Source organism: Streptomyces sp. NPDC047072 (genome assembly GCF_040643855.1).
Classification (GTDB): Bacteria; Actinomycetota; Actinomycetes; order Streptomycetales; family Streptomycetaceae; genus Streptomyces.
Map to the genome: position 1 here is coordinate 1 of NZ_JBEYVC010000150.1, position 26370 is coordinate 26370.

25 protein-coding genes, 1 tRNA gene and 1 pseudogene are annotated in these 26370 nt (G+C 72.0%); 14 read left to right on the forward strand and 13 right to left on the reverse strand.

What is annotated here, in order from left to right; all coding sequences use genetic code 11:
• Positions 1–325: 325 nt before the first annotated feature.
• From ABZ896_RS40175 to ABZ896_RS40185, 3 genes and pseudogenes are all read right to left on the reverse strand, one after another.
• Positions 326–2311, reverse strand: a complete 1986-nt coding sequence (locus tag ABZ896_RS40175) for an FtsX-like permease family protein (protein ID WP_360940209.1) — start codon at positions 2309–2311, stop codon at positions 326–328.
• Between the two features lie 18 nt (positions 2312–2329).
• Positions 2330–2655: pseudogene (locus ABZ896_RS40180) on the reverse strand (hypothetical protein).
• A gap of 19 nt (positions 2656–2674) precedes the next feature.
• Positions 2675–3043 (reverse strand): DUF4333 domain-containing protein, encoded by a 369-nt coding sequence (locus ABZ896_RS40185; protein WP_360940211.1) that lies wholly within the window; start codon positions 3041–3043, stop codon positions 2675–2677.
• Positions 3044–3232: 189 nt separating this feature from the next.
• On the opposite strand from ABZ896_RS40185, the gene ABZ896_RS40190 reads away from it, so the two are divergent.
• The 9 genes from ABZ896_RS40190 to ABZ896_RS40230 all read left to right on the forward strand — a co-directional run bounded on the left by ABZ896_RS40190 (position 3233) and on the right by ABZ896_RS40230 (position 12728).
• Positions 3233–4378, forward strand: coding sequence for a sensor histidine kinase (locus ABZ896_RS40190; RefSeq protein ID WP_360940213.1), 1146 nt, complete (start codon positions 3233–3235; stop codon positions 4376–4378).
• Between the two features lie 138 nt (positions 4379–4516).
• Complete coding sequence (locus ABZ896_RS40195; RefSeq protein ID WP_360940215.1) at positions 4517–5149, forward strand: XRE family transcriptional regulator; 633 nt, start codon at positions 4517–4519, stop codon at positions 5147–5149.
• Positions 5150–5201: 52 nt separating this feature from the next.
• A complete protein-coding gene (locus ABZ896_RS40200) occupies positions 5202–6539 on the forward strand; it encodes a M24 family metallopeptidase (RefSeq protein WP_360940217.1) in 1338 nt (445 codons plus the stop codon).
• Complete coding sequence (locus ABZ896_RS40205) at positions 6526–7503, forward strand: thiamine pyrophosphate-dependent dehydrogenase E1 component subunit alpha (protein WP_360940219.1); 978 nt, start codon at positions 6526–6528, stop codon at positions 7501–7503. The genes ABZ896_RS40200 and ABZ896_RS40205 overlap by 14 nt, the downstream gene beginning before the upstream one ends.
• Positions 7491–8471 carry an alpha-ketoacid dehydrogenase subunit beta gene (locus ABZ896_RS40210; protein WP_360940221.1) on the forward strand — a complete coding sequence of 327 codons (981 nt, stop codon included), beginning with the start codon at positions 7491–7493 and terminating at the stop codon, positions 8469–8471. Before ABZ896_RS40205 ends, ABZ896_RS40210 begins: the two co-directional genes overlap by 13 nt.
• Before the next feature lie 22 nt (positions 8472–8493).
• On the forward strand, positions 8494–9840 hold the full coding sequence (locus tag ABZ896_RS40215; RefSeq protein ID WP_360940223.1) for an amidohydrolase family protein: 1347 nt from the start codon (positions 8494–8496) through the stop codon (positions 9838–9840).
• Positions 9837–10718 (forward strand): cupin domain-containing protein, encoded by an 882-nt coding sequence (locus ABZ896_RS40220; protein WP_360940225.1) that lies wholly within the window; start codon positions 9837–9839, stop codon positions 10716–10718. The genes ABZ896_RS40215 and ABZ896_RS40220 overlap by 4 nt, the downstream gene beginning before the upstream one ends.
• Positions 10715–11404 (forward strand): SDR family oxidoreductase, encoded by a 690-nt coding sequence (locus tag ABZ896_RS40225; protein WP_360940227.1) that lies wholly within the window; start codon positions 10715–10717, stop codon positions 11402–11404. Before ABZ896_RS40220 ends, ABZ896_RS40225 begins: the two co-directional genes overlap by 4 nt.
• 79 nt (positions 11405–11483) lie before the next feature.
• Complete coding sequence (locus tag ABZ896_RS40230) at positions 11484–12728, forward strand: amidohydrolase (RefSeq protein ID WP_360940229.1); 1245 nt, start codon at positions 11484–11486, stop codon at positions 12726–12728.
• On the opposite strand, the gene ABZ896_RS40235 is transcribed toward ABZ896_RS40230, so the two are convergent.
• The 6 genes from ABZ896_RS40235 to ABZ896_RS40260 form a co-directional block, all read right to left on the reverse strand.
• Positions 12718–13512, reverse strand: a complete 795-nt coding sequence (locus tag ABZ896_RS40235; RefSeq protein ID WP_360940231.1) for an SAM-dependent methyltransferase — start codon at positions 13510–13512, stop codon at positions 12718–12720. The two genes, ABZ896_RS40230 and ABZ896_RS40235, sit on opposite strands and share 11 nt — an antisense overlap.
• An 83-nt stretch (positions 13513–13595) precedes the next feature.
• The gene (locus ABZ896_RS40240) at positions 13596–13931 is read right to left on the reverse strand and encodes a DUF3140 domain-containing protein (RefSeq protein ID WP_360940233.1); all 336 of its coding nucleotides are present in this window, start codon (positions 13929–13931) and stop codon (positions 13596–13598) included.
• Positions 13931–14413 (reverse strand): DNA starvation/stationary phase protection protein, encoded by a 483-nt coding sequence (locus ABZ896_RS40245; protein ID WP_360940235.1) that lies wholly within the window; start codon positions 14411–14413, stop codon positions 13931–13933. Before ABZ896_RS40245 ends, ABZ896_RS40240 begins: the two co-directional genes overlap by 1 nt.
• The gene (locus ABZ896_RS40250; protein ID WP_360940237.1) at positions 14410–14688 is read right to left on the reverse strand and encodes a WhiB family transcriptional regulator; all 279 of its coding nucleotides are present in this window, start codon (positions 14686–14688) and stop codon (positions 14410–14412) included. The genes ABZ896_RS40245 and ABZ896_RS40250 overlap by 4 nt, the downstream gene beginning before the upstream one ends.
• A gap of 86 nt (positions 14689–14774) precedes the next feature.
• The gene (locus ABZ896_RS40255) at positions 14775–15587 is read right to left on the reverse strand and encodes a lysophospholipase (protein ID WP_360940239.1); all 813 of its coding nucleotides are present in this window, start codon (positions 15585–15587) and stop codon (positions 14775–14777) included.
• A gap of 104 nt (positions 15588–15691) precedes the next feature.
• Positions 15692–16924 (reverse strand): LUD domain-containing protein, encoded by a 1233-nt coding sequence (locus ABZ896_RS40260; protein WP_360940241.1) that lies wholly within the window; start codon positions 16922–16924, stop codon positions 15692–15694.
• Between the two features lie 150 nt (positions 16925–17074).
• Between ABZ896_RS40260 and sigJ the strand changes: the two genes are divergently transcribed.
• The 3 genes from sigJ to ABZ896_RS40275 all read left to right on the forward strand — a co-directional run bounded on the left by sigJ (position 17075) and on the right by ABZ896_RS40275 (position 19737).
• Entirely contained in the window at positions 17075–18013 is a 939-nt protein-coding gene (sigJ, locus tag ABZ896_RS40265) for an RNA polymerase sigma factor SigJ (RefSeq protein ID WP_360940243.1), read from the forward strand.
• A gap of 82 nt (positions 18014–18095) precedes the next feature.
• Positions 18096–18869, forward strand: a complete 774-nt coding sequence (locus ABZ896_RS40270) for a sulfite exporter TauE/SafE family protein (RefSeq protein WP_360940245.1) — start codon at positions 18096–18098, stop codon at positions 18867–18869.
• A 127-nt stretch (positions 18870–18996) separates the two neighbouring features.
• Positions 18997–19737, forward strand: coding sequence for a cobalt-precorrin-6A reductase (locus ABZ896_RS40275; RefSeq protein WP_360940247.1), 741 nt, complete (start codon positions 18997–18999; stop codon positions 19735–19737).
• Positions 19738–19977: 240 nt separating this feature from the next.
• On the opposite strand, the gene ABZ896_RS40280 is transcribed toward ABZ896_RS40275, so the two are convergent.
• The 3 genes from ABZ896_RS40280 to ABZ896_RS40290 all read right to left on the reverse strand — a co-directional run bounded on the left by ABZ896_RS40280 (position 19978) and on the right by ABZ896_RS40290 (position 23522).
• Positions 19978–22065, reverse strand: coding sequence for an MDR family MFS transporter (locus tag ABZ896_RS40280; RefSeq protein WP_360940249.1), 2088 nt, complete (start codon positions 22063–22065; stop codon positions 19978–19980).
• Between the two features lie 10 nt (positions 22066–22075).
• Positions 22076–22906, reverse strand: coding sequence for a precorrin-6A synthase (deacetylating) (cobF, locus tag ABZ896_RS40285; RefSeq protein WP_360940251.1), 831 nt, complete (start codon positions 22904–22906; stop codon positions 22076–22078).
• Positions 22907–23009: 103 nt separating this feature from the next.
• The gene (locus tag ABZ896_RS40290) at positions 23010–23522 is read right to left on the reverse strand and encodes a DUF309 domain-containing protein (protein ID WP_360940253.1); all 513 of its coding nucleotides are present in this window, start codon (positions 23520–23522) and stop codon (positions 23010–23012) included.
• A gap of 99 nt (positions 23523–23621) precedes the next feature.
• Between ABZ896_RS40290 and ABZ896_RS40295 the strand changes: the two genes are divergently transcribed.
• Positions 23622–23695, forward strand: a tRNA-Pro gene (locus ABZ896_RS40295).
• 221 nt (positions 23696–23916) lie between these two features.
• Here ABZ896_RS40295 and ABZ896_RS40300 read toward each other — a convergent pair.
• Positions 23917–24975, reverse strand: a complete 1059-nt coding sequence (locus tag ABZ896_RS40300; protein WP_360940255.1) for a LacI family DNA-binding transcriptional regulator — start codon at positions 24973–24975, stop codon at positions 23917–23919.
• A gap of 149 nt (positions 24976–25124) precedes the next feature.
• Between ABZ896_RS40300 and ABZ896_RS40305 the strand changes: the two genes are divergently transcribed.
• Entirely contained in the window at positions 25125–26252 is a 1128-nt protein-coding gene (locus tag ABZ896_RS40305; protein WP_360940257.1) for a substrate-binding domain-containing protein, read from the forward strand.
• The last annotated feature ends 118 nt before the right edge of the window (positions 26253–26370 follow it).

Genomic DNA, 26370 nt, shown 5'->3' on the forward strand with positions numbered 1-26370 from the left:
GGAGGGGGCGGGGGGTGGGTGCCGGGGGCGGCCGGGGGACGAGGACGGGGGAGGCGGGGCTGGGTGGAGGTCGGTGGAGGGGGAGGCGGGGCTGGAGCGAGGCCGGTGAGGGCATCCGCTGCGCCGCAGGCAACCGTCACCGCCTTTCCCGCGCCGCAGTCCCGTTCGCCTCCATCCCCTGAGCCGCAGCCCCCCACTCGACCGCTCGCGCCGCCCCCTCCACTTCACCGCTCGCGCCGCCCCCTCCACTTCACCGCTCGCGCCGCCCCCTCCACTTCACCGCTCGCGCCGCCCCCTCCACTCCACCGCCCGAGCCACAGCCCCGTCACTCCACCGCCCGAGCCGCATCCGCCGTCACCCTCCGCAGCAGCGGCCTGCTCGCGCCGATCGCCGTGAACATCGCCAGCGCGCCGAGGCACACGCACGCGGCCAGTTCCAGTGCGCCGGAGATGTCGAGGGACGCGCCGAACGCTTTGTTGAGCCGGTAGGAGGCGTAGACGCCGACGGCGGTCGTGCCGCCCGCCAGGGCGATCAGCGGGATCACCGTCTCGCGCACCCGGGCCCGGTCCAGCACCTTCAGCGGGGTGCCGGCGAGTCGCAGCAGGCCGTACACGCGCCGTCGGTCCAGGACACCGGCCGCCGCGGTGAGGCCCGCGGAGGCCGTGGCGACGAGGAAGCTCAGGGCGAGTGTGGCCGTGCTGACCTGGGCGAACCGGTCGACGGTCGTACGGTCCTGCGCGGTGGCGTAGTCCTGGGTGTACGGGGGCAGCGCGCGGCTCGCCGGGGTGAGCGCGGTGACGGCCGTGTCCATCCGCTCCTCGCTGCCGCCGGAGACCCGGGCCATCACCCCGGAGGAGCCGTTCAGGAGGCTGTCCCAGTCGTCCTCGCCCACCGACTTCACGGTCGCCGGCACCCCCGCCTCCCGCAGCAGCGCACGGACCTCGCTGACGTGGCCGCCGGGGACGGCGACCTGGTCCCGGTACTCGGAGCCGTCCGTGCCGACCATGCTCACCGCGAAGAAACCCGCCGCGAACCCGGCCAGCACCAGCCCGCTGACGGTGCGCCAGGCACCGCGCGGATCGTCGCTGAGCCGCCGGCCCGCCAGCAGGGTCGCCGGCCGCCGGGCGAACCGGCTCACCAGCCGGCCCAGCCGGTCCACGACCCACGGGCCGAACAGCCAGAAGGCGCCGTAGAAGAGCAGCAGCAGGGCGACCGTCTGCCGGGTCGTCAGCCCGCCGCCGGTGTGCGTCATCGCGTAGAGGATCACCGCCACGAACACCACGAGTCGCACGATCCGGGTGCGCCGCGGATTCGCCTGCTGGGCGACGCCGAGCGGCGAGGTCGCCACCTGGCGCAGCATCGACACCGCGCTGGCCGTGATGACCGCGGTCACCGCGACGACGACCGCCGCCAGCCACGGCACGCCCACCCACAACTGCCCGGTGTACCAGCCGCCGATGCCGTACGGCACCTCGGCGAGGGCGGGCAGCAGTGCCACGTAGAGCACGGCACCCGTCAGGGCTCCGACGGCACCCAGCACCGCGGTCTCCGCGGCCGTCATGGCGATGATCTGCCGCGGGGTCGCCCCGGCCAGCCGCAGTGCCGCCAGTTGCTGCTCGCGCCGGGCCGCTCCGAGCCGCCCGGAGGCCGCGGCCAGCACCACCACCGGCATCCCGAGAAGCGCCACGCCCAGCCACGCCGAACCCTGGTCGGCGGAGGTGAACAGGCTCGGGTGGGTGCCCTTGAAACCGGTGATCTCGGCGCGGTCCGCCTGCTGGATGTCGTACGCCGTGGATCCCTCGGCCGCGGTGGAGACCGCGCGGTCCTGCGGGGCCCGCCCGACGACGGCCACCAGCTCGTCCGGTGAGGCGAGACCGGCGGCACCGATCGTGCCGTAGGACCTCACCTTCGGGAAGCGGTCGGCGAGTTGGCTCGCGGGGAGCTTGTGGAGGAGGTCGGCGAGGGCGGGGGAGACGTACACCTCGCCCTTGGCCGGGAAGGCCTTGAGGCCGGGTGGGGCGGGGGTCGCCGGGCGGCCGGGGAGTTGGGCGAGGGAGACGACGGTGACGGGCTCGTGTCGTACGTACGTCGTGGCGAGCGCCTGGACCGCGGTGCCGTGCCGCGCGGGCTCGGGGGTGCGCCAGGCGGTACGGTCGGCGCGGGCGCCGGAGCCGAGGGTCGCGGCGAGCATCACCAGCAGGACGAACGCGCCCACGGCGGCCGCACCGGCCGCGAGCAGCCGGCTCTGGAGTCCGCGGCGGCCGGAGGACCGGACCAGATGCCAGGTCAGGGGCAGGACGGGGGAACGCATGACCACTCCTTCCGGGGCTCAGACGACGGTGTACTGGCTGTAGCCGCTGATACGGCCGTCACGGACCTGCAGGACGCTGTCGCAGTGGCCGGCGACGTCGGCGTCGTGGGTGACCATGACCAGGGCCGCGCCCTGCTCACGGGTGACGGACGTCAGCAGCCGGACGACCTCCGCGCTGGTGGCCTGGTCCAGGGCGCCGGTCGGTTCGTCGGCGACTTGCCGGAGCCGGACGGCCCCATGATCGCCAGAGAGTCGCGCTCGCGGACCTCGACGTCCACCCCGGCCAGTGCCGTGGTGGAGCCGTACTTCTTGACGAGGCCGTACCCGGCCAGAACGGTGTGCATGACGGGAACCGGTCCTCTGCTAGCGGTCGAACTTCCAGGTGACGGAGTGGTCCGTGGCCTTGACCACGGAGACGGGTATGTCCACGGTCCCGCCGCCGCTCTTCCTGCCGGTGCAGGTGAGGGTGGCCCCGGCGACCGCCTTGAGCCCGCTCGGGCAGGACACGTCGGTGACCTTCGTGCCGACCCACGGCAGCGGGTGGTACTTGCTCTGCGTACGGCCCTCGACGATGGTCGCGGCGAGCGCCTTGTGACCGTCGACGGTCGCCGTGCTCTGCGCGTCCAGGCCCGTGGTCGACTCGGTGCCGGAGAGGAAGTAGGTGCCGACGCCGAAGACGACGGCCGCACCGGCGACCGCGCCGACGGTGGTGACGAGGGTCCTGCGTTGCATCGCGTGCTCCTGACGCCGAGAAAGCCGAGAAAGCCGAGAAAAGGGGCCCCGTGGGGAAGTGGCTCCAGCCTCGCCCGCGGACCCGGGTGCGCGCCTCGGCCGTACGGCCAGGAACGGACACCCTCCAGCGCCGCTCCCTCGACCGTTCGGCCGATCCCCCGCGCCGCGGCTGCGCCTACCGTGAGCAGCATGAAGTCCGTCTCAGCCCGGGGATGCGCACGCGGCGTCGGTCACGGCCTGCTGTTCGCCGCCGCCTTCGTCGACCTGGCCTACGCGAACGACGGCGACGGCCCCTCCTGGCCGCTCGTCGCCACCCTGCTGCTCGGCGGCGCGGCCGTCCTGTGGCCGGTCGACCGGCGCCCGCCGTGGCTCACCCCGCAGCTGCGCACCGCCCTGCCGGCCGTCGCCTCCCTCGTGTGCACGGCCGACGCCGTGCTGCGCTCCGGTGTCTACTTCGGCCCGGGCGAACTGCTGATCCTGCTCTGCCTGCTGTTCGTCGCCGTACGGCACTGCCCGCGCCGTGCGGTCGTGGGGTGTGCCGCGCTCGACGGGGCCGCCGTGCTGGCGCTGCCGGTACGCGCGTTCCTGGACGACCGGATCACCATGCTGGGGTACATGCTGATCGGGCTCCTCCTGGTCGGCCTCGTCGTGGCGCTCGCGGCCTACCTGCGCTCGCAGGACTACCGGCGCACCGTTGCCGTGAGCGAGACCCGGCGCGCCGAGCGTCTCTCCATCGCGGCCGACCTGCATGACTTCGTCGCCCACCATGTCACCGGCATCCTCGTGCAGACGCAGGTGGCGCGCATGATGGCGGACAACCGGTCGGACGAACTCGACCCCGTCCTCGCCGGCATCGAGCGCGCCGCGACCGAGGCCCTCGCCTCCATGCGCCGCACGGTCGGCGTGCTGCGCGACACCGACGAGGCCGCCGACCGGCGCCCGGTGGGCGACCTCGCGGGCATCGGCGGACTCGTCGACGGCTTCGCGACCCCGGTCCAGAAGGCCACCCTGCACCGCGAGCCCGCCGTCCCCGACGACCTCCCGCACGAGGTGCAGGCGGCGGCCTTCCGGGTGGTGCAGGAGTCGCTGACCAACGTACGGCGGCACGCGGGCGACGCCACGCGGATCGTCGTCCGCCTGTCCTACGAACGGGGGCGACTGGAGGTGGCGGTGGCCGACGACGGGCGCGGCGGGAGCCAGTTGCCCGCGGCGGCGCACGGGGGAGGGTTCGGCCTGGTGGGGTTGAAGGAGCGGGTGACGGCACTCGGCGGGGAGCTGCACGCGGGGCCGCGGGTGGGGGACGGGTGGGAGGTGCGGGCGGTGTTTCCCGGATGACGGCGTGCGGGGCGGGCCCGTCGCGGGGTGGGTGTTCCTCGTACGGTGCTTCGGGAGCTCTTCCCGGTGTGCGGCGGGGGCTTTTCCCGGTGTGTGGCCGCGCTGTTCAATGGTGCTGCACATGAGAGGAGCCCATCTGTGTCTCCCGCCCCCGTGCCGCCAGTCGGCGCGCGCATCCGGCAGGCCCGCCTGGAGCGCGGTCTGAGCCTGCGCGCGCTGGCCCGCGAGGTCGGCGTCTCGGCGAGCCTGGTCTCCCAGATCGAGACCGGCAAGAGCCAGCCATCGGTGAGCACGCTGTACGCCATCACGACAGCGCTGTCGATCTCCGTGGAGTCGCTCTTCGAGGTGCGGGAGACCGTCCCGGCGGTGGGAGCGAGCACGGTGCTGCACGCTCTGGCCGCGTTCGCCGCCGAGCCCGCCCGTCGGATCGGCCCGTTGGTCACCCCAGGTGAGCGGGAGGTCCTGGAGCTGGACTCGGGGGTCGTCTGGGAGCGTCTCGGGCACGTTCCCGGCACAGACGTCGACTTCCTGCTCGTGACGTACCGGCCGGGCGGCTCCTCCTCGAGCTCGGCCGGTCTCATGCGGCACCCCGGCACGGAGTACGGGTACCTCACCTCCGGCGAACTCGTCCTCACCCTCGGTTTCGACGAGTCCACCCTGCGTCCCGGTGACTCCGTCTGCTTCGAGTCCACGACCCCCCACCGCTACCGCAACGACGGCGACGAACCGGCTGTCGGGGTGTGGTTCGTGTCCGGCCAAAGTGTTCAGTGACACTTGACACTCCTGTCGTGCGGTCGTTCACTCCGAAGTGGGGGTGGTCGCCATGGCGATCCGCACATTCGGACCCAACGCCGTCGACTGGGAAGAGCGCGTCGACCTGGACAGGCTGCGCCGCCAGCGCCTGTCCCGGTTGCACGAGACCCTGAACCGCTCCTCCCTGGGAGCCGTGCTCAGCTTCGACTTCGCCAACATCCGCTATATGACCGCCACGCACATCGGTACCTGGGCGATCGACAAGCTGATCCGCTTCGCCCTGCTGGTACGCGGCGGCGAGCCGGTCGTCTGGGACTTCGGCTCGGCGGCCCGGCACCACCAGCTCTACAACCCGTGGCTCGACCGCAGCGACGGCAAGGACGGCCCGCCCACCGGAGCCCGCGCCGGCATCTCCACCCTGCGCGGCGCCTTCCACCCGGACGCGGGCATCGCCGAGGACGTGGCCCGCAAGATCGCCACCGAACTGCGCGAACACGGCCTGGCGGGCGAACCGCTCGGCATAGACGTCTGCGAGATGCCGGTCCTGGCCGCCCTGCGCGCCGAGGGCATCGACGTCGTCGACGGCCAGCAGGTCTTCCTGGAGGCCCGCCGCATCAAGACCGGCGACGAGATCTCCCTGCTCGCCCAGGCCTGCGCGATGGTCGACGCGGCCTACGACGAGCTGTACGGCTACCTCCGACCCGGCGTGCGCGAGAACGAGTGCGTGGGCCTGGTCAGCAAGGTCCTCTACGACCTCGGCAGCGAGTACGTCGAAGGCGTCAACGCCATCTCCGGCGAACGCTGTTCACCCCACCCGCACGTCTACAGCGACCGACTGATCCGCCCAGGCGACCCCGCCTTTTTCGACATCCTGCACAGCCACCTCGGCTACCGCACCTGCTACTACCGCACCTTCGCCGTCGGCAGCGCCTCCCGTGCCCAACGCGACGCCTACGTCCGCTGCCGGGAGTACATGGACCAGGCCATCGCCCTCGTCCGGCCGGGCGCCACCACCGCCGACATCGTCCAAGTCTGGCCGCGGGCCGAGGAGTTCGGGTTCGCCGACGAGACGGCGGCCTTCGCCCTCCAGTACGGCCACGGGGTGGGCCTGTCCATCTGGGAGAAGCCCATCTTCAGCCGACTGGTCTCCCTCGACCATCCTGAAGTCCTCGAAGAGGGAATGGTGTTCGCCCTGGAGACCTACTGGCCGGCGGCCGACGGCTGGTCCGCCGCCCGGATCGAGGAGGAACTGGTCGTCACCGCGGACGGCTGCGAGGTCATCACCAAGTTCCCCGCCGAGGAACTGCTGGTGGCGGGCCGCAAGTACTGGACGGTGGGCGGGCAGTTGAACACCACGCGCGAGTCCCAGTCCCACCTGAACACGGGAACCGCCGATGGACAGCGCTGAACTCCTCGCCCTGTACGAGCAGATGGCCGTCATCCGCCGTACCGAGAAGGCCGCCCACGACCTGTTCCTCCAGGGCCTGGTCAAGGGCACCACCCACCTCGCCGCCGGCCATGAGGCGGTCGCCGTCGGCGCGAGTGCCGCCCTGCGCCCGGACGACTACGTCTTCGCCACCTACCGCGGCCACCACCACGCCATGGCCCGGGGCGCCACACCCGAGGAGTGCCTCGCCGAACTCATGAGCAGGGCGACGGGGTTGTGCGGAGCCAAGGGCGGCTCGATGCACCTCACCAAGGCGTCCACGCACATGCTCGGCTCCTACGCCATCGTCGGCGCCCATCTCCCGATGGCGGTCGGTGCCGCCTGGTCCGCCCGGTTGCGGGGCACCGGACAGATCGCGGTCGCCTTCTTCGGGGACGGCGCCACGAACATCGGCGCCTTCCACGAGGCCCTCAACCTGGCCGCCGTATGGAAGCTGCCGGTGCTGTTCGTGTGCGAGAACAACCTGTACATGGAGTACACGCCGATCGCCGACGTCACCGCGGTCGCCCGCCCCGCCGCCGACCGTGCCCCCGCGTACGGCATCCCCGGCGAGGTCGTCGACGGCAACGACGTGGTGGCCGTACAGGAGTTGGTGGAACGGCTGGCGGGGCGGGCCCGGGCCGGAGACGGGCCCGCCGTCGTCGAGGCCGAGACCTACCGGCACTTCGGGCACAGCCGGGCCGACCCGGCGACCTACCGCCCGGCCGAGGAGGTCGAACGCTGGCTCAAGCACGACCCGTTGGACGTCGCCAGGGGACGGCTCGCCGAAATGGGGGTGAGCGAGGAGACGGTCACCGCGGCCGACGTCCGCGCAAGTGACGTCGTACAGCAAGCGGTTGAGGCGGCGAAGAGCGCGCCGCCGCCCGATCCGCGCGAGGCGTTCACCGATGTGTGGGCGGACGGAGGTGCGGCATGGCGGACGTGATCACCTACCGCGAGGCCGTGGCCGAGGGCCTCGCCCGGGAGATGCGCCGGGATCCGTCCGTCGTGTGCCTGGGCGAGGACATCGCCGAGGCGGGCGGGGTGTTCAAGACGACCGTAGGGCTGCTGAAGGAGTTCGGGCCGGAGCGGGTGTGGGACACGCCGATCTCCGAACAGGCCATCGTGGGCGCGGCCATGGGCGCCGCGATGACCGGGATGCGGCCGGTCGCGGAGATCATGTTCTCGGACTTTTTGGCCTGTTGTTGGGACTACCTCGCCAACGAGATACCCAAGGTGCGTTACATGACGGGCGGTCAGGTCACCGTGCCCCTCGTCGTGCGCACCGCCAACGGCGGTGGGCTCGGTTTCGGCGCCCAGCACTCCCAGGCCACCGAGAACTGGGCGCTGACCGTGCCCGGCCTGAAGATCGCCGCGCCGTCCACGCCCGCCGACGTGATCGGGATGATGGCTGCGGCGATCCGCAGCGACGACCCGGTCGTCTTCTTCGAGCACAAGGGACTGCTGGCGTCGAAGGGCGCGCCCGTACCGCCGGACCACGTCGTCGAGTTGGGCCGTGCGGCCGTCGTGCGCGAGGGCGCCGATGTGACGCTGGTGGCGCTCGCCTCGATGGTGCCGGTCGCGCTCACGGCCGCCGCACGGCTGGTCGAGGAGGGCATCGAGGCGGAGGTCGTCGACCTGCGCAGCCTGATCCCGCTGGACGTCTCCACCGTCCTCGCCTCGCTCGCCCGGACCTCCCGGCTCGTCACCGTCGAGGAGAACCCGTACCAGGGCGGCTGGGGCGCCACCCTCGTCTCGGTCGTCGCCGACGAGGGGTTCGGGCTGCTGGACGCGCCGCTGCGGCGGGTGGCCGGGGAATGCGTCCCGCTGCCGTTCGCCGACGCGCTGGAGGAACGGGTCATCCCCACCGTCGACAAGGTCGTGGCCGCCGTCAGGAGCCTGGCCGCGTACTGAACACCCCATGGGAGGAAGCGCGATGACCGAACGGACACTCCTGCGCGGCGGGCACGTCATCTCGATGGACCCCGCCATCGGGGATCTGCCGAAGGGCGACGTCCTCATCGAGGACGGCAGGATCGCGGCCGTGGACCGTGAGATCTCCGCGGACGCCGAAGTCCTCGACATGACCGGGCGGATCGTGATCCCCGGCTTCGTCGACACCCACCGCCACACCTGGGAGGCCTCGATCCGGGGCGTCGCGCCCGACGCCACCCTCGACGACTACTTCGTCGACATCCTCGACACCTTCGCCCCCCTCTACACGCCCGAGGACGTGTACGCGGCCAACCTCGCCGGCGCCCTGGAGTGCCTCAACGCGGGCATCACCACGCTCGTCGACTGGTCCCACATCAACAACACCCCCGACCACCCCGACGCGGCGGTCCGCGCCCTGCAAGAGACCGGCATCCGCGCCCAGTACGCGTACGGCAGCGCCAACACCTCCCTGGCCGACTACTGGTTCGAGAGCAAGATCGCGATCCCGGGCGACGACGTCCGCCGCATCCGCGACGCGCACTTCGCCTCCGACACCGGCCTGTTGACGATGGCCCTCGCCACCCGCGGCCCCGGCTTCTGCGTCAACGACGTCGTCAACGCCGAGTGGGCGCTCGCCCGTGAACTGGACATCCCGATCACCGTCCACGTGGCGATGGGCCGGATGGCGGGCCGCTTCGGCATGGTCAAACAACTCCACGACCTGGGACTGCTCGGCCCCGACACCACCTACATCCACTGCTGCTACCTCAGCGAGGAGGAGTGGCGGATGGTCGCCGACAGCGGCGGTACGGTGTCCATCGCCCCGCAGGTGGAGACGCAGATGGGGCACGGCTGGCCGCCGGTGATGAAGGCGATCGAGCACGGCCTGCGCCCCTCCCTGAGCATCGACGTCGTCACCACCGTCCCCGGCGACATGTTCACCCAGATCCGCGCGGCCTTCGGTGCCGAGCGGGCCCGCGTCAACGCGGAGTCCTGGCAGGCCGATGTGCCGGTGCCGGAAACGATGTTGACTGCACGTCAGATGCTGGAGATCGCCACGGTCAACGGCGCGCACGTTGCCGGCCTGGAGGGCCGTACCGGCTCCCTGACCCCCGGGAAGCGCGCGGACGTCGTCGCCATCGACGCAACTGCCCTCAATGTGGCCCCTGTTCACGACGCGGCGGCCGCGGTCGCGCTCAGTGCGGACGTCTCCAACGTGGAGACCGTCATCGTCGACGGTGTCGTCCGCAAGCGCGACGGCCTGCTGACCGCCGACGTGGCCCGGGCCCGGCGCCTGGTCGAGGAGTCCCGCGACCGGCTGCTGGCCGCCAAGGAGGCCCGGGCGTGACCCGTCACCTGGTGCGGCGGGCCACCGACGTCCCGGAGTCGCCGTACGACCAACACGGCTACCGGCGACGGGAGTTGGTGGGGGAGGCGGACGGCAGCACGCACACCGGTTTCGGGGTGTGCGAACTGCGGCCCGAGGGCACGGTCGCGGCGCACGTCCACTCGTACGAGGAGAGCGTCCACGTCCTCGACGGGGCCGTCGTCCTCGACCTGCCCGAGGGGTCGTACCTGCTGGAGGAGGGCGACTACGGCCTCCTCCCGGCCGGGGTCGCGCACGCCTGGCGCGGTGCCGGGGACACCGTCGGACGCTGGGCGGACATGCTGGCGCCGGTGCCGCGCGCCCGCTACGGGTACGACACCCACGCCGTCCCGGCGCTGCCCGCGCGCGACCCGGCCCGCATCGACGTGCGCGATCCGCGCACCCGCTCCTTCGGGCACTTCGAGCCCGCCCAGATGGACCCCGGCAAGCAGTCCCAGGACCTGCTGGCGGTGTCGGCGAGCATGCGGACCGCGCTGCTCGTCTACAGCGGGATCACCGTGAAGATGATGGTCGACGGCGATCTCGGCGCCGTCGCCTCGACGATGTTCATGGTGCAGTACGCGCCGGACGGCGTGGCGGGCACCCACGACCACCCCTTCGAGGAGACCTATCTGATCCTCGAAGGGCTGGTGGAGGCCGTGCTGGACGGGAAGCGGTACGTGCTGGGGCCCGGCGACTGCGCCTGGGCGGGCGCCGGTTGTGTGCACGGGTTCACCAACGCCGGTGACGGGCCCGTGCGTTGGCTGGAGACACAGGCGCCGCAGCCGCCGGTGCGGCACTCCTACCGGTTCACCCGGGACTGGGACTACCTGCGCGAGGCGCTGGGGGAGACACGATGAGTTCTGTGGTCGTGATCGGCGGAACCTCCGGTATCGGGCGGGAGTTGGCGCGGCGGCGGGTGGTACGAGGCGACGAGGTGGTGATCACCGGACGGGACGCCCACCGCACCGACACCGCGGCCAAGGAGATCGGCGCACAGGGAGTCGCGCTCGACCTCTCCCGGCCCAGGGAGGTCGCCGATGCGCTCGGGGACGTGGGCCGCGTCGACCACCTGGTCCTGGCCGGCGTCTCCCGCGACGAGAACCGGGTGGCCGATTACGACGTCGACGCCGCCGTCCACCTCGTGACCCTCAAGCTCGTCGGCTACACGGCGGTGGTGCACGCGCTGCGGCCGGTGCTGCACGACGACAGCGCGATCGTGCTCTTCGGCGGGCAGGCCAAGGAACGGCCCTACCCGGGCGCGACGACGGTGGCGACCGTCAACGCGGGCGTGCGGGGCCTGGTCAACACCCTCGCCGTCGAGCTCGCACCGGTCCGCGTCAACGCGATCCACCCGGGCGTGGTGGGCGACAGCCCGTACTGGCGCGACAAGCCGGAGGAGGTCCTCGCCGGCCTGCGGGCACGCACCCCCACGGGACGGCTCGCGACCGTGGTGGACGTGGTGGACGCCGTGGACTTCCTGCTGCGCAACCGGTCGGTGAACGCGGTCGGGTTGGAGGTGGACGGGGGGTGGCTGCTCGGGTAGACCGGTCCCGCGTGTGGCACGGTGAACTCGTGGGATCCTGCACGTACCGCGTGCCGATCTTCGAGGAGAGGGAAGCAGCATGACCGACCCCGCCGCCGTGGCCCGGCTCGCCGAGGACCTGACCTCCGGGCTGAAGACCGGCGACCTGGAGGACTTCTACCGGGACCTGCACCGCCACCCCGAACTCGCCTTCCAGGAACACCGTACGGCGGCCCGGCTCGCGGCGCGGCTGCGCGCGGCCGGGTTCGAGGTGGCCGAGGGAGTGGGCCGTACCGGAGTCGTCGGCGTGCTCGCCAACGGGGACGGGCCGGTGGTGTGGCTGCGCGGCGACATGGACGCGCTGCCCGTGCAGGAGGCCACGGGACTGCCGTACGCCTCCACGGTCGACGGCGTCATGCACGCCTGCGGGCACGACGTCCACGTCACCTGGCTCGCCGGTGCCGCCGAGGCACTCGCCGCCGGGCGCGCCGTTTGGTCGGGGACGCTGGTCGTCGTCGGGCAGCCCGCCGAAGAGGCCGGCGGGGGAGCGGGCGCGATGGTCGCGGACGGGGTGCACGAGCGCTTCCCGCGCCCCGACGCGCTGTTCGGCCAGCATGTCGCCCCGGGGCTCGCCGGGTTCTTTCCGCACACCCCGGGCCTGACCATGTCCGCCTCGGACGACATCGAGGTCGTCGTGCACGGCGTCGGCGGGCACGGCTCACGGCCCGAGTCGACGGTCGACCCGGTCGTGACGGCCGCGTACATCGTCACCCGGCTGCAGAGCGTGGTCTCCCGCGAGGTCGCCGCGAAGGACTCCGCCGTGGTCACGGTGGGACAGTTCCACGCGGGCACCAAGAGCAACGTCATTCCCGCCGAGGCCCGGCTCTCCCTCAACCTGCGCACCCAGGAACCGCACGTGCGGGAACGGGTGTTGGCCGCGATCCGGCGGGTCGTCGAGGGCGAGTGCCTCGCGGCCGGTTGCCCGGTCCCGCCCGAGGTCCTCCTGACCCCGGGCTACCCGAACACCGTCAACGACGCGGCCCTCGACGAGGAGATCGCGGCCGTGCACCGCCAACTCTTCGGCGACTTCACGGTGTTCGACTTCGGCCCGGCGATGGGCAGCGAGGACTTCTCCCTGCTCGCGCCCGAGGGAGTGCCGTACGACTACTGGTACGTGACCTCGACACCCGCCGCGGTGTGGGACGCGGCGCCGGGCGAGGAACTGGCGGAGAAGCTCGCGAACGTGCCGGGCAACCACAGCGCGCTGTTCGCCCCCGACCTCTCCGTACTCCTGCCCGGCGTACGGACGTTGGTGTCGGCGGCGCTCAGCCGCTTCACCGCTTGACGCCGACCCCGCCGTACAGCGAGACGAGTCCGTCCCCCTCGCGTGCGTCGGGGCGCCACCGCGACAGGGACACGATTCCCGGCTCCAGCAGGTCGAGTCCCTTGAAGAACCTGCCCACTTCGGCCTGTGAGCGGGCCACCAGCTTCACTCCGCTCGCGGTGTAGGCGGCGATGCCGGCGTTCACCCGCTCCGGGTCGAAGTCCGCCGTCATCGCCGACAGCACCAGGCAACTGCCCGGCGCCAGCGCGTCGACGAGCGTGTCCACCAGGCCGGGGGCGCCGTCTTCGTCGGGGATGAAGTGCAGCAGCGCGATCAGGGAGAGGGCGATGGGCTCCGCGAAGTCCAGGACATGCCCCGCCTGTTCGAGGATGTGCTCGGGATCCCGGGCGTCGGCCTGGACGTAGCGCGTCTCTCCCTCGGGAGTGCCGTGCAGCAGAGCAGCCGCGTGGGCGAGGACGATCGGGTCGTTGTCGACGTACACGACCCGGGCGTCCGGCGCGCCGGACTGGGCGACCTGGTGGAGGTTGGGCTCGGTGGGGATACCGGAGCCGATGTCGAGGAACTGCCGGATCCCCGCCTCCTGTTGGACGACCCGGACGGCCCGCTCCATGAACCGGCGGTTGGCGCGGGCCTGCCCCGGCGCGTCGCCCTGGGCGGTGATCCGGCGGCCGAGTTCCTCGTCGACGGGGTAGTTGTCCTTCCCGCCGAGGAACCAGTCGTAGACCCGGGCCGGGTGCGGCCTGCTGGTGTCGATCCGCCGATCGGCCGACTCGGTCCCGGTCACACGAAGCTCCTCTGCTCGACAGGGCGGCACGCTGCCGCGGCGCGCTGTCGAGCAGTCTGGCACGAGCAACTCCCCTGCGGGGCCTACGGCTTGAGCGGATCGTGCCCCAGCGCCATCAGCCGGTGCCGACGCCGGGTCTCCTCCGGCTCGTTCGCCGCGCCCGCCCGCTCGTCCACGGCGTCCACGGTGTCGACGACCTCGTACATCACCTCGATGTCGTCGTCCGTGAGGTCGGTTCGCCGCTTCTGGAGGATCGCCAGGACGTGCTCCCCCGTGGGCGAACCCGCGTGCTCCGGCAGCGGTTCGCTGTTCCCGTCGGCCTCGCTCACCCGCAGCCAGGCGGCGAGTTCCTGCGAGGTCATGTTGACCACGCGGTGGAACTCCTCCCACAGGACGTCGAGTTCGAGGGCGTCGGTCATCAGGAGTCCTTGGGCCAGTTCTCCGCGTCGAACATCCACCGCTGCTTCTCCAGCTCCGCGGTGATGCCGATCAGCAGGTCCTGGCTGACCGGGTCGGCCTTCTCGGTCGCCTCGATCCGCTCCCGCAGCCGTCCGATGGCGGCCGCCAGGGACTCGACCATCACCTCGACGACCTCGGTGTCGCGCACCCAGCCGTCCTTCGGGGAGGGCAGGGTGAACGCGGACGCGATGGTCTCGGGACGGCCGTCCGGCGGCAGCCCGAGCGCTGCGGCGCGCTCCGCGACGGTGTCGGAGAACTCACGGGCGGCCGTGACCACCTCGTCGAGCTGGAGGTGGATCGAGCGGAAGCGCGGCCCGACCAGGTTCCAGTGGGCCTGCTTCCCGATCAGGGAGAGGCCGACGAGATCCACCAGCGTGCTCTGCAGGGCGTCTCCGGTCACCTGACGGGCGTCGTCGGGAATGGTGCTCTTCATGACGGTCATACGGTGCTTCTCCTTCCGGCGTCGTCCGCGAGCGCCCGGGTGCCGTGCCCGGACGCCCGGAGCAGTGCGTCGCGTTCCTCCTCGCAGGTCCCGCCCCACACGCCCGAGGTCGGCCCGGTGCTGATCGCGTAGGTCAGGCACTCGACGGCCACCGGGCAGCGGGCACACACGCGTTTGGCCGCCGCCGCGTCCCGCAGCGCCGGTCCCCGGGTGCCCACGGGGAAGAACAGCTCGGGGTCCTCTCCCACACAGGCCGCTCGACGCAACCACTCCATGCGGGCGCGGGTGCCCAGGCGGAACCAGTGCAAACAGCAGTCACTTCGCCGGGAGCCGGTCGGTCACGTCGCCGGGAGCGCGTCGGTCACTTCGTACGGAGTACGTCGTCCAGGAACCGGACCACCTCGTCGAACACGGCGTTCCGGTCGGTCTCGTGGAAGACCTCGTGCCGGGCGCCCGGGCGGATCCGCTCCGTCACCGCGCTCCCGCCGAGCCGCTCCACGCCCACCCGGCTGCCGTCCAGCGGCACCAGCCGGTCCTCGTCGCCGTGCAGCCACAGCAACGGCAGCGCGCCGACGTCCCCGCCCCGGTCGACGGTCTCCAGGGCCCGCGCGAACGCCTCCACCGTCGGCCGCTTCATCGGCCCGTGCCAGACGAGGGGATCGGCGGCGTACGCGGCCCCGACCGCCGGGTCGCGGGAGAGCGAGGCCGGACTGATCGGGGTGTCGGGGATCTCGTCGAGGGCGAGGAGCGTGCCCGGCAGCTTCCAGTCGCCGATCACCGGCCCCGACAGCACGAGCGCGGCGAGCTCGGCGCCGTACCGCTGGGCGAAGCGGGCCGCGATCAGACCGCCCATGGAGTGCCCGACCAGGACGAGGGGCAGGCCGGGGTGGGCGCGGCGGGCCAGGTCCGCGACCGTGTGCACATCGCTGACCACGTCCTCGAAGTCGTCGATCAGGACGCGCTCGCCGGCCGACTTCCCGTGGCCCATGTGGTCGGGGCCGAACACGGCCGCCCCGTCCGCCACGAGGACCTCCGCGAGCCCCTCGTACCGGCCGATGTGCTCGCCGTACCCGTGCACCAGGAGTGCCAGGTACCGGGGGCTCTCCCGCGGCCACTCCCGCACGGTGACGGAGCCCTTCGTACCGGCGACGACATGCTCACGGGGTTCGGCCATGTTTCCTCCAGCTGCGCCTCGGTCCAGAACCGGCGGTGCCAATTTATGGCCTGTGGTGTCCTGCGATGCGTTGCGATCAGGAACCCTGCCGTCCGCCGCGCCGGTCAGTATCCGACGGTCTCCCGGAGGAGCAGCACCGTGGCGCGGCCCGGGTGGGGCTCCGCGTTGAGGATGAGGAGGCGGTTGACGGCGCTGTCCGTGCCGTAGACCGCCCGGGCGCGGACGTTCTCCAGCGGGAGGGCGTGTTCCTCGACGCGGCGCAGTGCCGTGGGCAGGTCCGGCACCACCTTCTGCGCGCCTACGATCCAGATCGCGTGGGCGGCGCCGCCCGCGTTCGCGGGGAGCTGGCTGCCGCTGCCCGAGGCGAGGACGAGGGCGCCGGTCTCGGTGACCGCGGCGACGCTGTTGACGACGTAGTCGGGACTGGCGATCAGCCTGCGGATCTCGTCGGCGCCGGTGGCACGGTCGATGGCCAGGACGCGCGGCCGTACGGCGTCGTAGCGGCCACTGGCGTTGATGTCCTCGTCGATGCCGGAGAGGCGCAGCGTCTCGCTGGCTCCGGTGAACACACCGGCGCCCTCGGGGAGCAACTCCTTGATGCGGACGCGTGCTTGTGCGGTGTCGTCGAGGATCTCGGCGGCGAAACCGTTGGCACGCAGCGCGGCGGCCGTCCGCTCCAGCTGGTCGGCGGAGGCCGGGTCGGTGAAGGCGGGGGCGGGAGTGGGGGCGAGTGCCGAGGTGATCGTGGTGGCCGCCGGGTCGACCCCCGAACCCTGTCCCGGGTCGCCCCCCGAGTTCTGCGCCGAATGGGCTTCCGCGCCCTGAGCCGGGTCGGCCTCCGAACCCTGCACCAGGTCGGCCCCGGAGCCCCGCTCCGAGTCGCCCGCCGACTCCCGCGTATTCCCCGGCGCCGAGCCCGTCAGTGGGGTGGTGTCGAGGTACCGGACCTCGTACTCCCGCTCGGCGAACCTCCAGCCCTCCTCGGTGCGCACGTAACGGTCGTGGTAGATGGCGTAGTTGAGTCCCTGGCGGCCGTCGAGGGCGCGTGCGATCTCCTGGACGTAGGCGCGGCCGGTCGCGGTGTCGCCGTCCAGCCGGATCATGCCGGGGTGGGTGTTCTGCACGAAGAAGTCCCACTGGCTCTGCAGCAGTTCGCCCCCGGCGATGATCTCCTCCCGGCCCACCTGCTCGACCGGGATGTTGGGCATGCGCAGCACACCGTCCGGTGTGAACAGCGAGGCCAGCCGGGGGCGGTCGCGCATCATCGCCGCGTCGGTGAACTCCCCGCGCAGCGCCTCGATCTCGACGCGGTCCGCGACGGCCTGGAAGTCGTTCATCGTCAGTTCCTCTCGGTCGTGTTGTCGTCCTCGCCGGTACGACAACGCAGCCCCGCGAAATGTGAGGTGGCGCGTCGGCCTCACATTCCGGGGCGCTGTTCTGTCGTAACGGGTGGAGACACAGCCGCGAGCGAGGGAGACTTCCGGATCATGACCACCAGAGCCGAGACCCCCGACGAGCAGAGCGATCCCGGACTCGGCGCGATCATGAGCGAGCGGCGCCGGCTGATCAACCTCGGCTACCGGCTCCTCGGGTCGCTCGCCGACGCCGAGGACGTCGTACAGGAGACGTACGCCCGCTGGTACGCCCTGTCGGAGCGGGAGCAGCGGGCCGTCGAGTCGCCCGGCGCCTGGCTGACGACCGTCGCCGGCCGCATCTGCCTGAACCTGCTCGGCTCGGCGCGGGCCCGGCGGGAGACGTACGTGGGCGACTGGATCCCGGAACCGCTGCCCGAGCCCACGGAGTGGATCACCGGGCGCCCCGGCGCCGAGGGGCTCGACCCGGCCGACCGGGTCACCCTCGACGAGTCGGTGTCGATGGCCTTCCTCGTCGTCCTCGACGCGATGACCCCGGCCGAGCGCGTCGCGTTCGTCCTGCACGACGTCTTCCGCTACCCGTTCGGCGAGGTCGCCGAGATCGTCGGCCGCACTCCGGCCGCCTGCCGGCAGCTGGCCTCGTCCGCCCGCCGCCGTATCCGCACCGCGCAGAGCCCGGCGGGCCCGGGTGCCGGGCAGGCGGACATCGTCCGGCGGTTCAGGACGGCGTGGGAGGCCAAGGACATCGAGGCCCTGATCGGACTCCTCGACCCCGACGCGATCGCGACCGCCGACGGTGGCGGGCTGGCCGTCACCCACCCGCGCCCGATCGTGGGCGGCGAGCGGATCGCCCGTGCCTACGCCGAGATCGCCCGGGTGGCGGGCGACCGCACGACGTTCCTGGAGTACACGGTGAACGGCCTGCCCGGCCTGGTGGCGCGGCAGGACGGCGAACTGGTGACCGTGTTCGCGTTCGAGTTCGCGGGCGACCGGATCCGGCGGATCTGGGCCGTGCGCAATCCCGAGAAGCTGCGGCCCTGGCGCAGCGGCTGAGCGCCGTTCCGGGTGGGCAGTGGTCACCTGGCGAGACGCTGCTTACAGGCGTCCGTTAGATGTGCGTAGCATCGGTGTCCGCATGGACACGATGACGCTCTGGCACATCACCGGCTGGGAATTCGCGGCGCTGGCTTTCGCCGCGTTGCTCGTCGGCTTCTCCAAAACGGCTGTGAGCGGTGCCAACACGGTCAGCCTGGCGATCTTCGCCGCCGTACTGCCCGCCCGCGCCTCCACCGGCGTACTGCTGCCGATCCTCATCGCCGGGGACGTGCTGGCGGTGCTCACCTACCGGCGCCACGCCCACTGGCCCACACTGTGGCGGCTGTTCCCCGCGGTCGCCGTCGGCGTGCTCGCGGGGACGCTGTTCCTGGTGTGGGCGGACGACGGGGTGATGCGGACATCGATCGGCGCGATCCTGCTGCTGATGGCCGGGGTGACGATGTGGCGTCGGCGGAAGACCGAGACGGAGGACGACCCCGACGCGGTCACCACCCGGGCGGGACGCGTCAAGGCCCGTTCCTACGGCGTCCTCGGCGGCTTCACGACGATGGTCGCCAACGCCGGTGGGCCGGTGATGTCGATGTACCTGCTCTCGGCGGGCTTCCGCAAGCTCGGCTTCCTCGGGACGTCGGCGTTCTTCTTCCTGATCGTCAACGTGTCCAAGGTGCCCTTCAGCGCGGGGCTCGGCCTGATCGACGGCCACTCGCTGCTCCTTGACGCGGCGCTCGTGGCGTTCGTCGTGCCGGGTGCGTTCATCGGCAAATGGGCTGTGAACCGAATCAACCAGCGGCTCTTCGAGCAACTGGTGATCGCGGCGACCGTGGTGGGCGGGGTGCAGTTGCTGGTCAGGTGACGGGCGCCGAGCCGACGGTGCCGACTCGACGGTGTCGGCTCGATTTCGACGGCGCTGTCCCGGCCCCGGCGATTCCGCCGACGCCCCGGCGATCCCGCCCGCGCCGAAGCCTCGTACGCTACCCGCCATGTCCCCCCACGTCCTGATCCTCGGCGGTACCACCGAGGCCCGTGAACTCGCCGCCGCGCTCGCCGGGCGGCCCGGATTCCGGGTCACCACGTCACTCGCGGGCCGGGTCAGCCGGCCCGGAGCGGTCGCCGGGGAGGTCCGGATCGGGGGGTTCGGCGGGGTGGAGGGGCTCGCCGACTGGCTGCGCGCCGAGCACGTGGACGCGCTGGTCGACGCCACCCATCCCTTCGCCCGCGCCATCACCGCGAACGCGGCACAGGCGGCCGCCGCCACCGGCGTGCCCTCGGTCGTGCTGCGCCGCCCGGGCTGGCGGCCCGGCCCCCAGGACCGCTGGTATCCGGTCGACTCCCTCGCCGAGGCGGCGGACCTGCTGCCGAGCCTGGGCCGCCGGGTGTTCCTCACCACCGGCCGCGTGGAACTGGCCGCCTTCGCCCATCTGACCGACCTGCACTTTGTCGTACGGTCCGTGGAGCTGCCCGAGCCGCCGATGCCACCGCGCACCGAAGTCCTGCTGGCGCGCGGGCCGTTCACCCCGGCGGACGAGACCGCGCTGCTCCAGGAGCACTGCATCGACGTCCTGGTGACCAAGGACAGCGGGGGAGCGGCGACCTCCGCGAAGCTCACGGCCGCGCGTGAGCTGGCGCTGCCCGTCGTCGTCGTACGCCGGCCGCCGCTGCCGGAGGGCGTGACGGCGGTGTTCGACGTGGCCGGGGTACGGGAGTGGCTCGCCCTCGATTAGGGGGTGGCACGGGCCGACGGGTGCTGCCGACCGGCGGGGCTGTGCCGTGGGTCGATGGCGATGCCGCCGTCAGGCGGGCGTGCCGTGGCGCGGGGTGCGATCCTGCCGCCGAGCCGCCGAGCCGCCGAGCCGCCGAGCCGCCGAGCCGCCGAGCCGCCCAGCCGCTGTGCCGCCGAGCCGCCGAGCCGCCGGGCCGCCGGGCCGCCGGGCCGCCGAGCCGCCGTGCCGTCGAGCCGTCCGCTAGGACGTCCCGCTGGCTGCCAACTCCCGTGTCCGCTGTGGCAGTCCGCTGTTCAGGTCCTCCACCAGCAGCCGCTTCGCGATGGTGTCCACGGCGGCCCGCAGGTCCGTGTCGGACGGGCGGCCGATGTCACGCTGCACCCGCTCCTCCAGCCAGACGCCCCACGCCTCGCTGATGGTGCGTGCCTCGCGGGCGCCCGCCTCGGTGTGGGAGAGGAGGTGGCCGTCGCGGGTCAGGTACCCCTCCTCGACCATCCGGTCGAAGACCGGCAGCAGCACCTCCGGCGGCAGATGCCGACGCGCGGCGATCATGCCGAGGCTCGCGTGCCCGACCAGCCGCGTGTGCAGCTCCACCTGCATCACGGCCCACGCCCCGGCGATGTCGAGCCGGGTGTCGGAGCCCGCGATGATCCGGCGCGCGGTCTCCAGGTCCGTACTGCCGATGATCTTGCAGACGGAGTTCTCCAGAACCCGCCGCGAGTCCGCCCCGGACGGCTGCGCGAAGCCCTCGCCCATGTCGGTCGACCCGGCCCGCGCGCTGTCGCGCAGCTGGACCTGCCGGAGGAACAGGGCGACGACGAAGCCGACCGCGGCGACCGGCACGGTCCACAGGAAGACGGTCTGGATCGTGTCGGCGTACGCGTCGATGATCGGCGCGGCGACCGCGGAGGGCAGCTGGTGCAGACCGTCCGGGCTGGTCGCCGCCTTGCTGACGGTCGCCGGATCCAGGCCGCCGACCTGTACCGCGGACGCGATGCCGTCCTTGAGGTGGGGGGTGAGCGAGTTGGCGTAGATGGTGCCGAAGACGGCCGTGCCGAAGGAGCTGCCGAGCGTACGGAAGAAGGTGACGCCGGAGGTCGCGGTGCCGAGGTCGGCGTACTCGACGGTGTTCTGCACGGCGATCGTCAGGACCTGCATGCACAGCCCGATGCCGGTGCCCAGCACGAACATGTACAGCGACTCCAGCCAGAACCCGGTCGACGGCCCCATCAGCGACATGAGGTACAGCCCGACGCCCATCACCAGCGAGCCGACGATCGGGAAGGTCCGGTAGTGGCCGGTCTTGCTGACCACGTTGCCGCTCGCGACCGACGCGATGAGCAGCCCGACCACCATGGGCAGCGTGCGCACCCCGGAGACCGTGGCCGAATCCCCGTCCACGTACTGGAGATACGTCGGCAGGTACGTCATCGCGCCCAGCATCGCGAAGCCGACGATGAAGCTCAGGATCGAGCAGACCGTGAACACCGGGTTGGCGAACAGCCGCATGGGCAGCATCGGTTCGGCCGCCCGGGTCTCCACCCAGCAGAACAGCCCGAGTGCGACCGCGCCGCCGGCGAACAGCCCGATGATGACGCCCGAGCCCCACGCGTACTCGTTGCCGCCCCAACTCGTCGCCAGGATCAGGGCGCTGGCGCCGACCGCGACGAACGCGATGCCCAGGTAGTCGATGAGGGGCCGGGTGGCCGCCTTCACCACCGGGATGGTGCGGGCGGCCGCGACCACCACGAGGACCGCGATCGGGACGTTGACGTAGAACGCCCAGCGCCAGGTCAGATGGTCGGTGAACAGGCCGCCGAGGAGCGGCCCGATGACCGTGGCCACCCCGAACACCGCGCCGATGGCGCCCTGGTACTTGCCGCGCTCGCGCAGCGGGATGACGTCGGCGATCAACGCCATCGCCGTCACCATCAGACCGCCCGCGCCGACGCCCTGCATGGCCCGCCAGACGATCAGCAGGGTCATGTTGGAGGCGAGACCGCACAGGAACGAGCCGGTGATGAACACGATCGCCGAGACCTGGAAGACCACCTTGCGGCCGAACAGGTCGCCGAACTTGCCGACCAGGACCGTCGAGACGGTCTCCGCCAGCAGATACGACGTCACGACCCACGACATGTGCTCGGCACCGCCGAGATCGGAGACGATCGTCGGCAGCGCAGTGCCCACGATGGTCTGGTCGAGGGCGGCGAGCAGCATCCCCAGCATGATCGTCACGAAGACGACGTTGCGCCGGCGCGCGTCCAGCACGGGCGGCTGGGCGGCGGCGGGCGGCGCGGATCGCGCGGATTCCTCGGCGACTGTCACAAGGGCACGATCACACCGCTGGGCCATCCGTGCGCGCGGGACGGTCCGCTCGGGTGCTCCCGCCCGCTGACCCGTCCTTCGGGTTGCGGCGCAGCAGATACGTGTCCATGATCCAGCCCTTGCGCTCCCGGGCCTCGGCGCGCAGCCGCTCGATGCGCGGCGCGGCCTCGGCGATCGGACCGGAGGCGAGGATCTCGTCCGGGGTGCCTATGTAGGCGCCCCAGTAGATGTCGATGTCCTGGTCGGCGTAGGCGCGGAAGGTCTGGTGGGCGTCGAGCATCACCACCACGTCGTCCACGCCCTCGGGGAAGCCCTCGGCGAGCCGCCGGCCGGTGGTGATCTGGACGGGACGGGCGACCCGGTTCAGTCCCGTGCGGTGCCGTGCGACGAGCGCCGACACACTGCTGACGCCCGGGACGACGTCGTACTCGAAGGCGACCGTGCCCCGCTCCAGGATCTCCTCCAGGATGCCCAGCGTGCTGTCGTACAGCGCCGGGTCGCCCCACACCAGGAACGCCCCGCTCTCGTCCTCGCCCAGTTCCTCGGTGATCAGCCGCTCGTAGATGTCGGCGCGGGCGCTGCGCCAGTCCCCGACGGCGGGGGAGTACGCCGAGCCGCCCGCACGGCGGTCCCGCTCCGGGTCGCGGGCCTCGACCACGCGGTACGAGCCCTCCGGTATGTGCGTCTCCAGCATGTCGCGGCGCAGCCGCACCAGGTCGTCCTTCACCTCGCCCTTGTCCAGGACGAAGAACACGTCCGTGCCGCGCAGCGCCCGCACCGCCTGGAGGGTCAGCTGCTCGGGGTCGCCCGCACCGATACCGATGACATGAATCTTTCGCACGCCCCCGAGTCTGCCGTACGCCACTGACAGTGACCGCACCGCGTACCCGAAAGCGCTGCTCGGGCCTCCGGCGGGCCGACCCCGTATCCGCGTCCGGCCGGCGTCATATCCGCAGGCGCGGCCCCCGCTCCCGCGCGTCCACCGCCGTGCCGCCGCGCTCCACGTCGTCCGCCAGCTCGCGCGCCCACCCCGCGAGCCCCGCGAGATCCATCCCGTACGGCCGCTGCGGCCCCCTGTCCGACGCCCACTCCTCCACGCCCGCGGCGCCGCGCCGCAGCAGCCGGGGGCCGCCGGTGACGTTGCCGCGGGCCGCGTGGGTCAGCCCCACGGCGAGCTGGGCCAGCGCCCGCCACAGCGCGCGCTCCTCCTGCGGCCCCGACTTCCAGGCGTCCTCGAACACCTCGTGCGCGTGGAACGGCCGCCCCGCGTCCAGCAGTTCCTGCGCCTCGGTCACGGTCTCCTCCGGGCCGCGCACGACGCCTTCCGGCTGCCGCTCGACGCCCTCGCTGCCGTACGGCAGCGGCCGCCCCAGCCCGTCCCGCGGCCGGGCGTTGCGCGCCCGCCCCTCGCCGTCCCGGTCCCGCGCGTCCGCCCGTCGTCCAGAGGATGTGCCCATACGACGATTGTCCCCCGCCCGATACCGGCTTCGGGGCGACCCCGACGTGGGGTAAAGTTCGGTACGCGCGTTCCCGCGGTCCACCGCGGGGCAGCGCATCGGGACGTGGCGCAGCTTGGTAGCGCACTTGACTGGGGGTCAAGGGGTCGCAGGTTCAAATCCTGTCGTCCCGACTTTGCGAAGTCGTATCTCAGGGCCGCTTCAGGAGAAATCCGAAGCGGCCCTTCGCTTTGCCATCCCGCCATCCCGCCATCCCGCCATCGACCCGACCGCGACAGGCGTGCGGGGAAGGACCGCGACGACCTCCCCAGGTACGAGCGGCCCTTCCCCGGGCACACGGCGCCCGGTTACCCCGAGAACGACCATGCATGCCGTACCGGCGTCCCGGGGCACGTCAGTCGTGGCGGGGCCCTCCGGGGGCGATCTCGCCGGAGCCGCGCTCGATCAGCCGGGTCGGCACCGTGGCGGTGGCGGAGGGGGAGTCGTCGCCGTCCAGCCGCCTGAACAGCATCTCGGCGGCCGTCGTGCCCATCTGCTCGACGTCCTGGGCGATGACGGAGATCCCCGGGTTGAGGATGTCGGCCAACGGGAAGTCGTCGAAGCCCACTTGGGCGACGGTGTCCTGCAGACCGAGGGCACGCAGTGCGCGCAGGACCCCGATGGTCACGAGGTTCTGGCTGGTGAACAGCGCCGTCGGCGGGTCCGGCAGCGCGAGGAGCTGTTCGGTCGCGGCGATGGCGGCCCGTTCGCTGGACCCGACGTGCCGGACGATGGCGTCGTCGTACGGGATGTGCGCGACTTCCAGGGCGTGCCGGTAACCGTCGCAGCGCTGCGCGGCGGTCGGGATGGAGGCGTTGTCGCCGAGGTAGGCGATACGACGGTGACCGGACCGGAGCAGGTGGTCGACAGCGGTGACCGCGCCCCGCCGGTTGTCGGAGACGACGGCGTCCGCGTCGAGCAGACCGGCCTCGCGGTCGACGAAGACCATCCGGGTGCCCGACCGCTGCTCGCTGATCAGATAGCTCTGGTCCCGTCCCGCCGGAACGATCACCAGTCCGTCGACCCGGCGGTCGACGAGCGCCTGGGCCAACTCCCGTTCCCGCGCCGGATCTTCGTCGAGGCTGCCGACCAGGACCAGCACACCGCGGCCCCGGGCCACGTTCTCCACGGTGCGCGTCAGGGCCGCCGAGAAGGGGTTCGCGGCGTCCTCGACGAGCATGCCGATGGTCGCCGTACGACCGTCCCCGCGGCGCAGACTGCTCGCCGTGAGGTTGGGGCGGTAGCCCAGTTGGTCGGCGGCCTCGCGGACCCTCGTGACGATCGCCGGATCGACGGTGGGGACGCCGTTGAACACCCGCGAGACCGTCTTGATGGCCACGCCGGCCAGCGCCGCGACCTCGCGCATGGTGGGGCGGCTGCGGGGGGCCCGGGGCGGTGCCTCGCCCTGAGTCATCGTTGTCTCCAACCGGATTCGCGTTACCTACTCGTTGCCCACGCATGTCTATCAGCGTCTTGACGCACTCGTCCATACGGGCCCAGTATCACGCCGAGTCAACGTTGTCTCAGCGTCGGCCAAGGGACGGCTCCGAAAGGGATCACGCCATGAACCTCTCCACCAGCAAGCTGTCGAGCCGCCGGAGTCGGCGTACCCCGGCGGCGGCGATCGGCGTCACGCTGTGCCTCGGCATCACGCTCGCGGCCTGCGGATCCTCCGACTCGAGTTCCTCCGCGTCCGGGTCGGGAGGCGGTGGCAAGGTGGGCGTCTCGCTGATCCTGAAGACGCTCAGCAACCCGTACTTCGTGAGCATGGAGAAGGACGCCAAGGCCCAGGCGACCAAGGACAACGTGAGTCTCACGGTGGCCGCGGGCACGACCGACGGCGACACCCAGACCCAGATCACCGCCATCGACAACGCGATATCGCGGGGCGACAAGGGCATCCTCATCACCACCAACGGCGACGCCGTGAACGCCGCCCTCGGCCGGGCCAAGCAGGCCGGGCTCTTCGTGATCGCCCTGGACACCGCGCCCAACCCGGCGAGCACCGCGGACATCACCTACGCCACCGACAACGAGCAGGCTGGCAAGCTCATCGGCCAGTACGCGGCGGCCTCCCTGAACGGCAAGCCGGCCGTCATCGCCATGCTCGACCTGTTCAACAACCAGGTCGTCTCCGTCGACATCAACCGCGACCACGGCTTCCTGGAGGGCATGGGCATCGACCCGGGCAGCAAGACCGAGAACGGCAAGGAGGCCAAGTCCGGCACGTACACCGGCGGCAAGGGCGGCACGTACAAGGTCGTCTGCCACCAGCCCACCCAGGGCGCCATCGACGGCGGCCGTACCGCGATGGAGAACTGCCTGTCGGCCAACCCGGACATCAACGTCGTCTACGCGATCAACGAACCCGCTGGTGAGGGCGCGTACAACGCGCTCAAGGCGGCCGGCAAGGAGAAGCAGGCCGCGATCTACGCGATCGACGGCAGCTGCTCCGGCCTGAAGAACGTGACCAGCGGCGAGTTCGCGGCCGACGCGGTGCAGTACCCGGGCAAGATGGCCGCCCTCGGCGTCAGCTCGATCGCCAAGCTGGCCCGCGGCGGCAGCAAGCCCGGCGTGACCGACGGCAAGTCCTTCTACGACACGGGCACCGCTCTCGTGGCCGCCAAGTCCCTCGACGGACTGACCGTCCAGTCCCCCTCCCAGGCCGCCTCCGCCTGCTGGGGCGGCTGACGGCCCGCGGGTCGCGCAGAAGCTCTTGTCGCTGGTCAGCGCGCACGCCTTGGAGTTGGCGGGTGCCTCGCCGAAGTACTCGGCGACCTGGGCGTTCACCTTCGGCGAGACGATCCAG

Coding starts and splice junctions, on each gene's coding strand:
- ABZ896_RS40275 (WP_360940247.1), top strand. CDS start 18,997: ATGTCCCCCCACGTCCTGATCCTCGGCGGTACCACCGAGGCCCGTGAA.
- ABZ896_RS40270 (WP_360940245.1), top strand. CDS start 18,096: ATGGACACGATGACGCTCTGGCACATCACCGGCTGGGAATTCGCGGCG.
- ABZ896_RS40200 (WP_360940217.1), top strand. CDS start 5,202: ATGGCGATCCGCACATTCGGACCCAACGCCGTCGACTGGGAAGAGCGC.
- ABZ896_RS40230 (WP_360940229.1), top strand. CDS start 11,484: ATGACCGACCCCGCCGCCGTGGCCCGGCTCGCCGAGGACCTGACCTCC.
- ABZ896_RS40190 (WP_360940213.1), top strand. CDS start 3,233: ATGAAGTCCGTCTCAGCCCGGGGATGCGCACGCGGCGTCGGTCACGGC.
- ABZ896_RS40175 (WP_360940209.1), bottom strand. CDS start 2,311: ATGCGTTCCCCCGTCCTGCCCCTGACCTGGCATCTGGTCCGGTCCTCC.
- sigJ (WP_360940243.1), top strand. CDS start 17,075: ATGACCACCAGAGCCGAGACCCCCGACGAGCAGAGCGATCCCGGACTC.
- ABZ896_RS40290 (WP_360940253.1), bottom strand. CDS start 23,522: ATGGGCACATCCTCTGGACGACGGGCGGACGCGCGGGACCGGGACGGC.
- ABZ896_RS40215 (WP_360940223.1), top strand. CDS start 8,494: ATGACCGAACGGACACTCCTGCGCGGCGGGCACGTCATCTCGATGGAC.
- ABZ896_RS40305 (WP_360940257.1), top strand. CDS start 25,125: ATGAACCTCTCCACCAGCAAGCTGTCGAGCCGCCGGAGTCGGCGTACC.
- ABZ896_RS40185 (WP_360940211.1), bottom strand. CDS start 3,043: ATGCAACGCAGGACCCTCGTCACCACCGTCGGCGCGGTCGCCGGTGCG.
- ABZ896_RS40225 (WP_360940227.1), top strand. CDS start 10,715: ATGAGTTCTGTGGTCGTGATCGGCGGAACCTCCGGTATCGGGCGGGAG.
- ABZ896_RS40260 (WP_360940241.1), bottom strand. CDS start 16,924: ATGAACGACTTCCAGGCCGTCGCGGACCGCGTCGAGATCGAGGCGCTG.
- ABZ896_RS40300 (WP_360940255.1), bottom strand. CDS start 24,975: ATGACTCAGGGCGAGGCACCGCCCCGGGCCCCCCGCAGCCGCCCCACC.
- ABZ896_RS40245 (WP_360940235.1), bottom strand. CDS start 14,413: ATGACCGTCATGAAGAGCACCATTCCCGACGACGCCCGTCAGGTGACC.
- ABZ896_RS40210 (WP_360940221.1), top strand. CDS start 7,491: ATGGCGGACGTGATCACCTACCGCGAGGCCGTGGCCGAGGGCCTCGCC.
- ABZ896_RS40255 (WP_360940239.1), bottom strand. CDS start 15,587: ATGGCCGAACCCCGTGAGCATGTCGTCGCCGGTACGAAGGGCTCCGTC.
- ABZ896_RS40250 (WP_360940237.1), bottom strand. CDS start 14,688: ATGGAGTGGTTGCGTCGAGCGGCCTGTGTGGGAGAGGACCCCGAGCTG.
- ABZ896_RS40205 (WP_360940219.1), top strand. CDS start 6,526: ATGGACAGCGCTGAACTCCTCGCCCTGTACGAGCAGATGGCCGTCATC.
- ABZ896_RS40240 (WP_360940233.1), bottom strand. CDS start 13,931: ATGACCGACGCCCTCGAACTCGACGTCCTGTGGGAGGAGTTCCACCGC.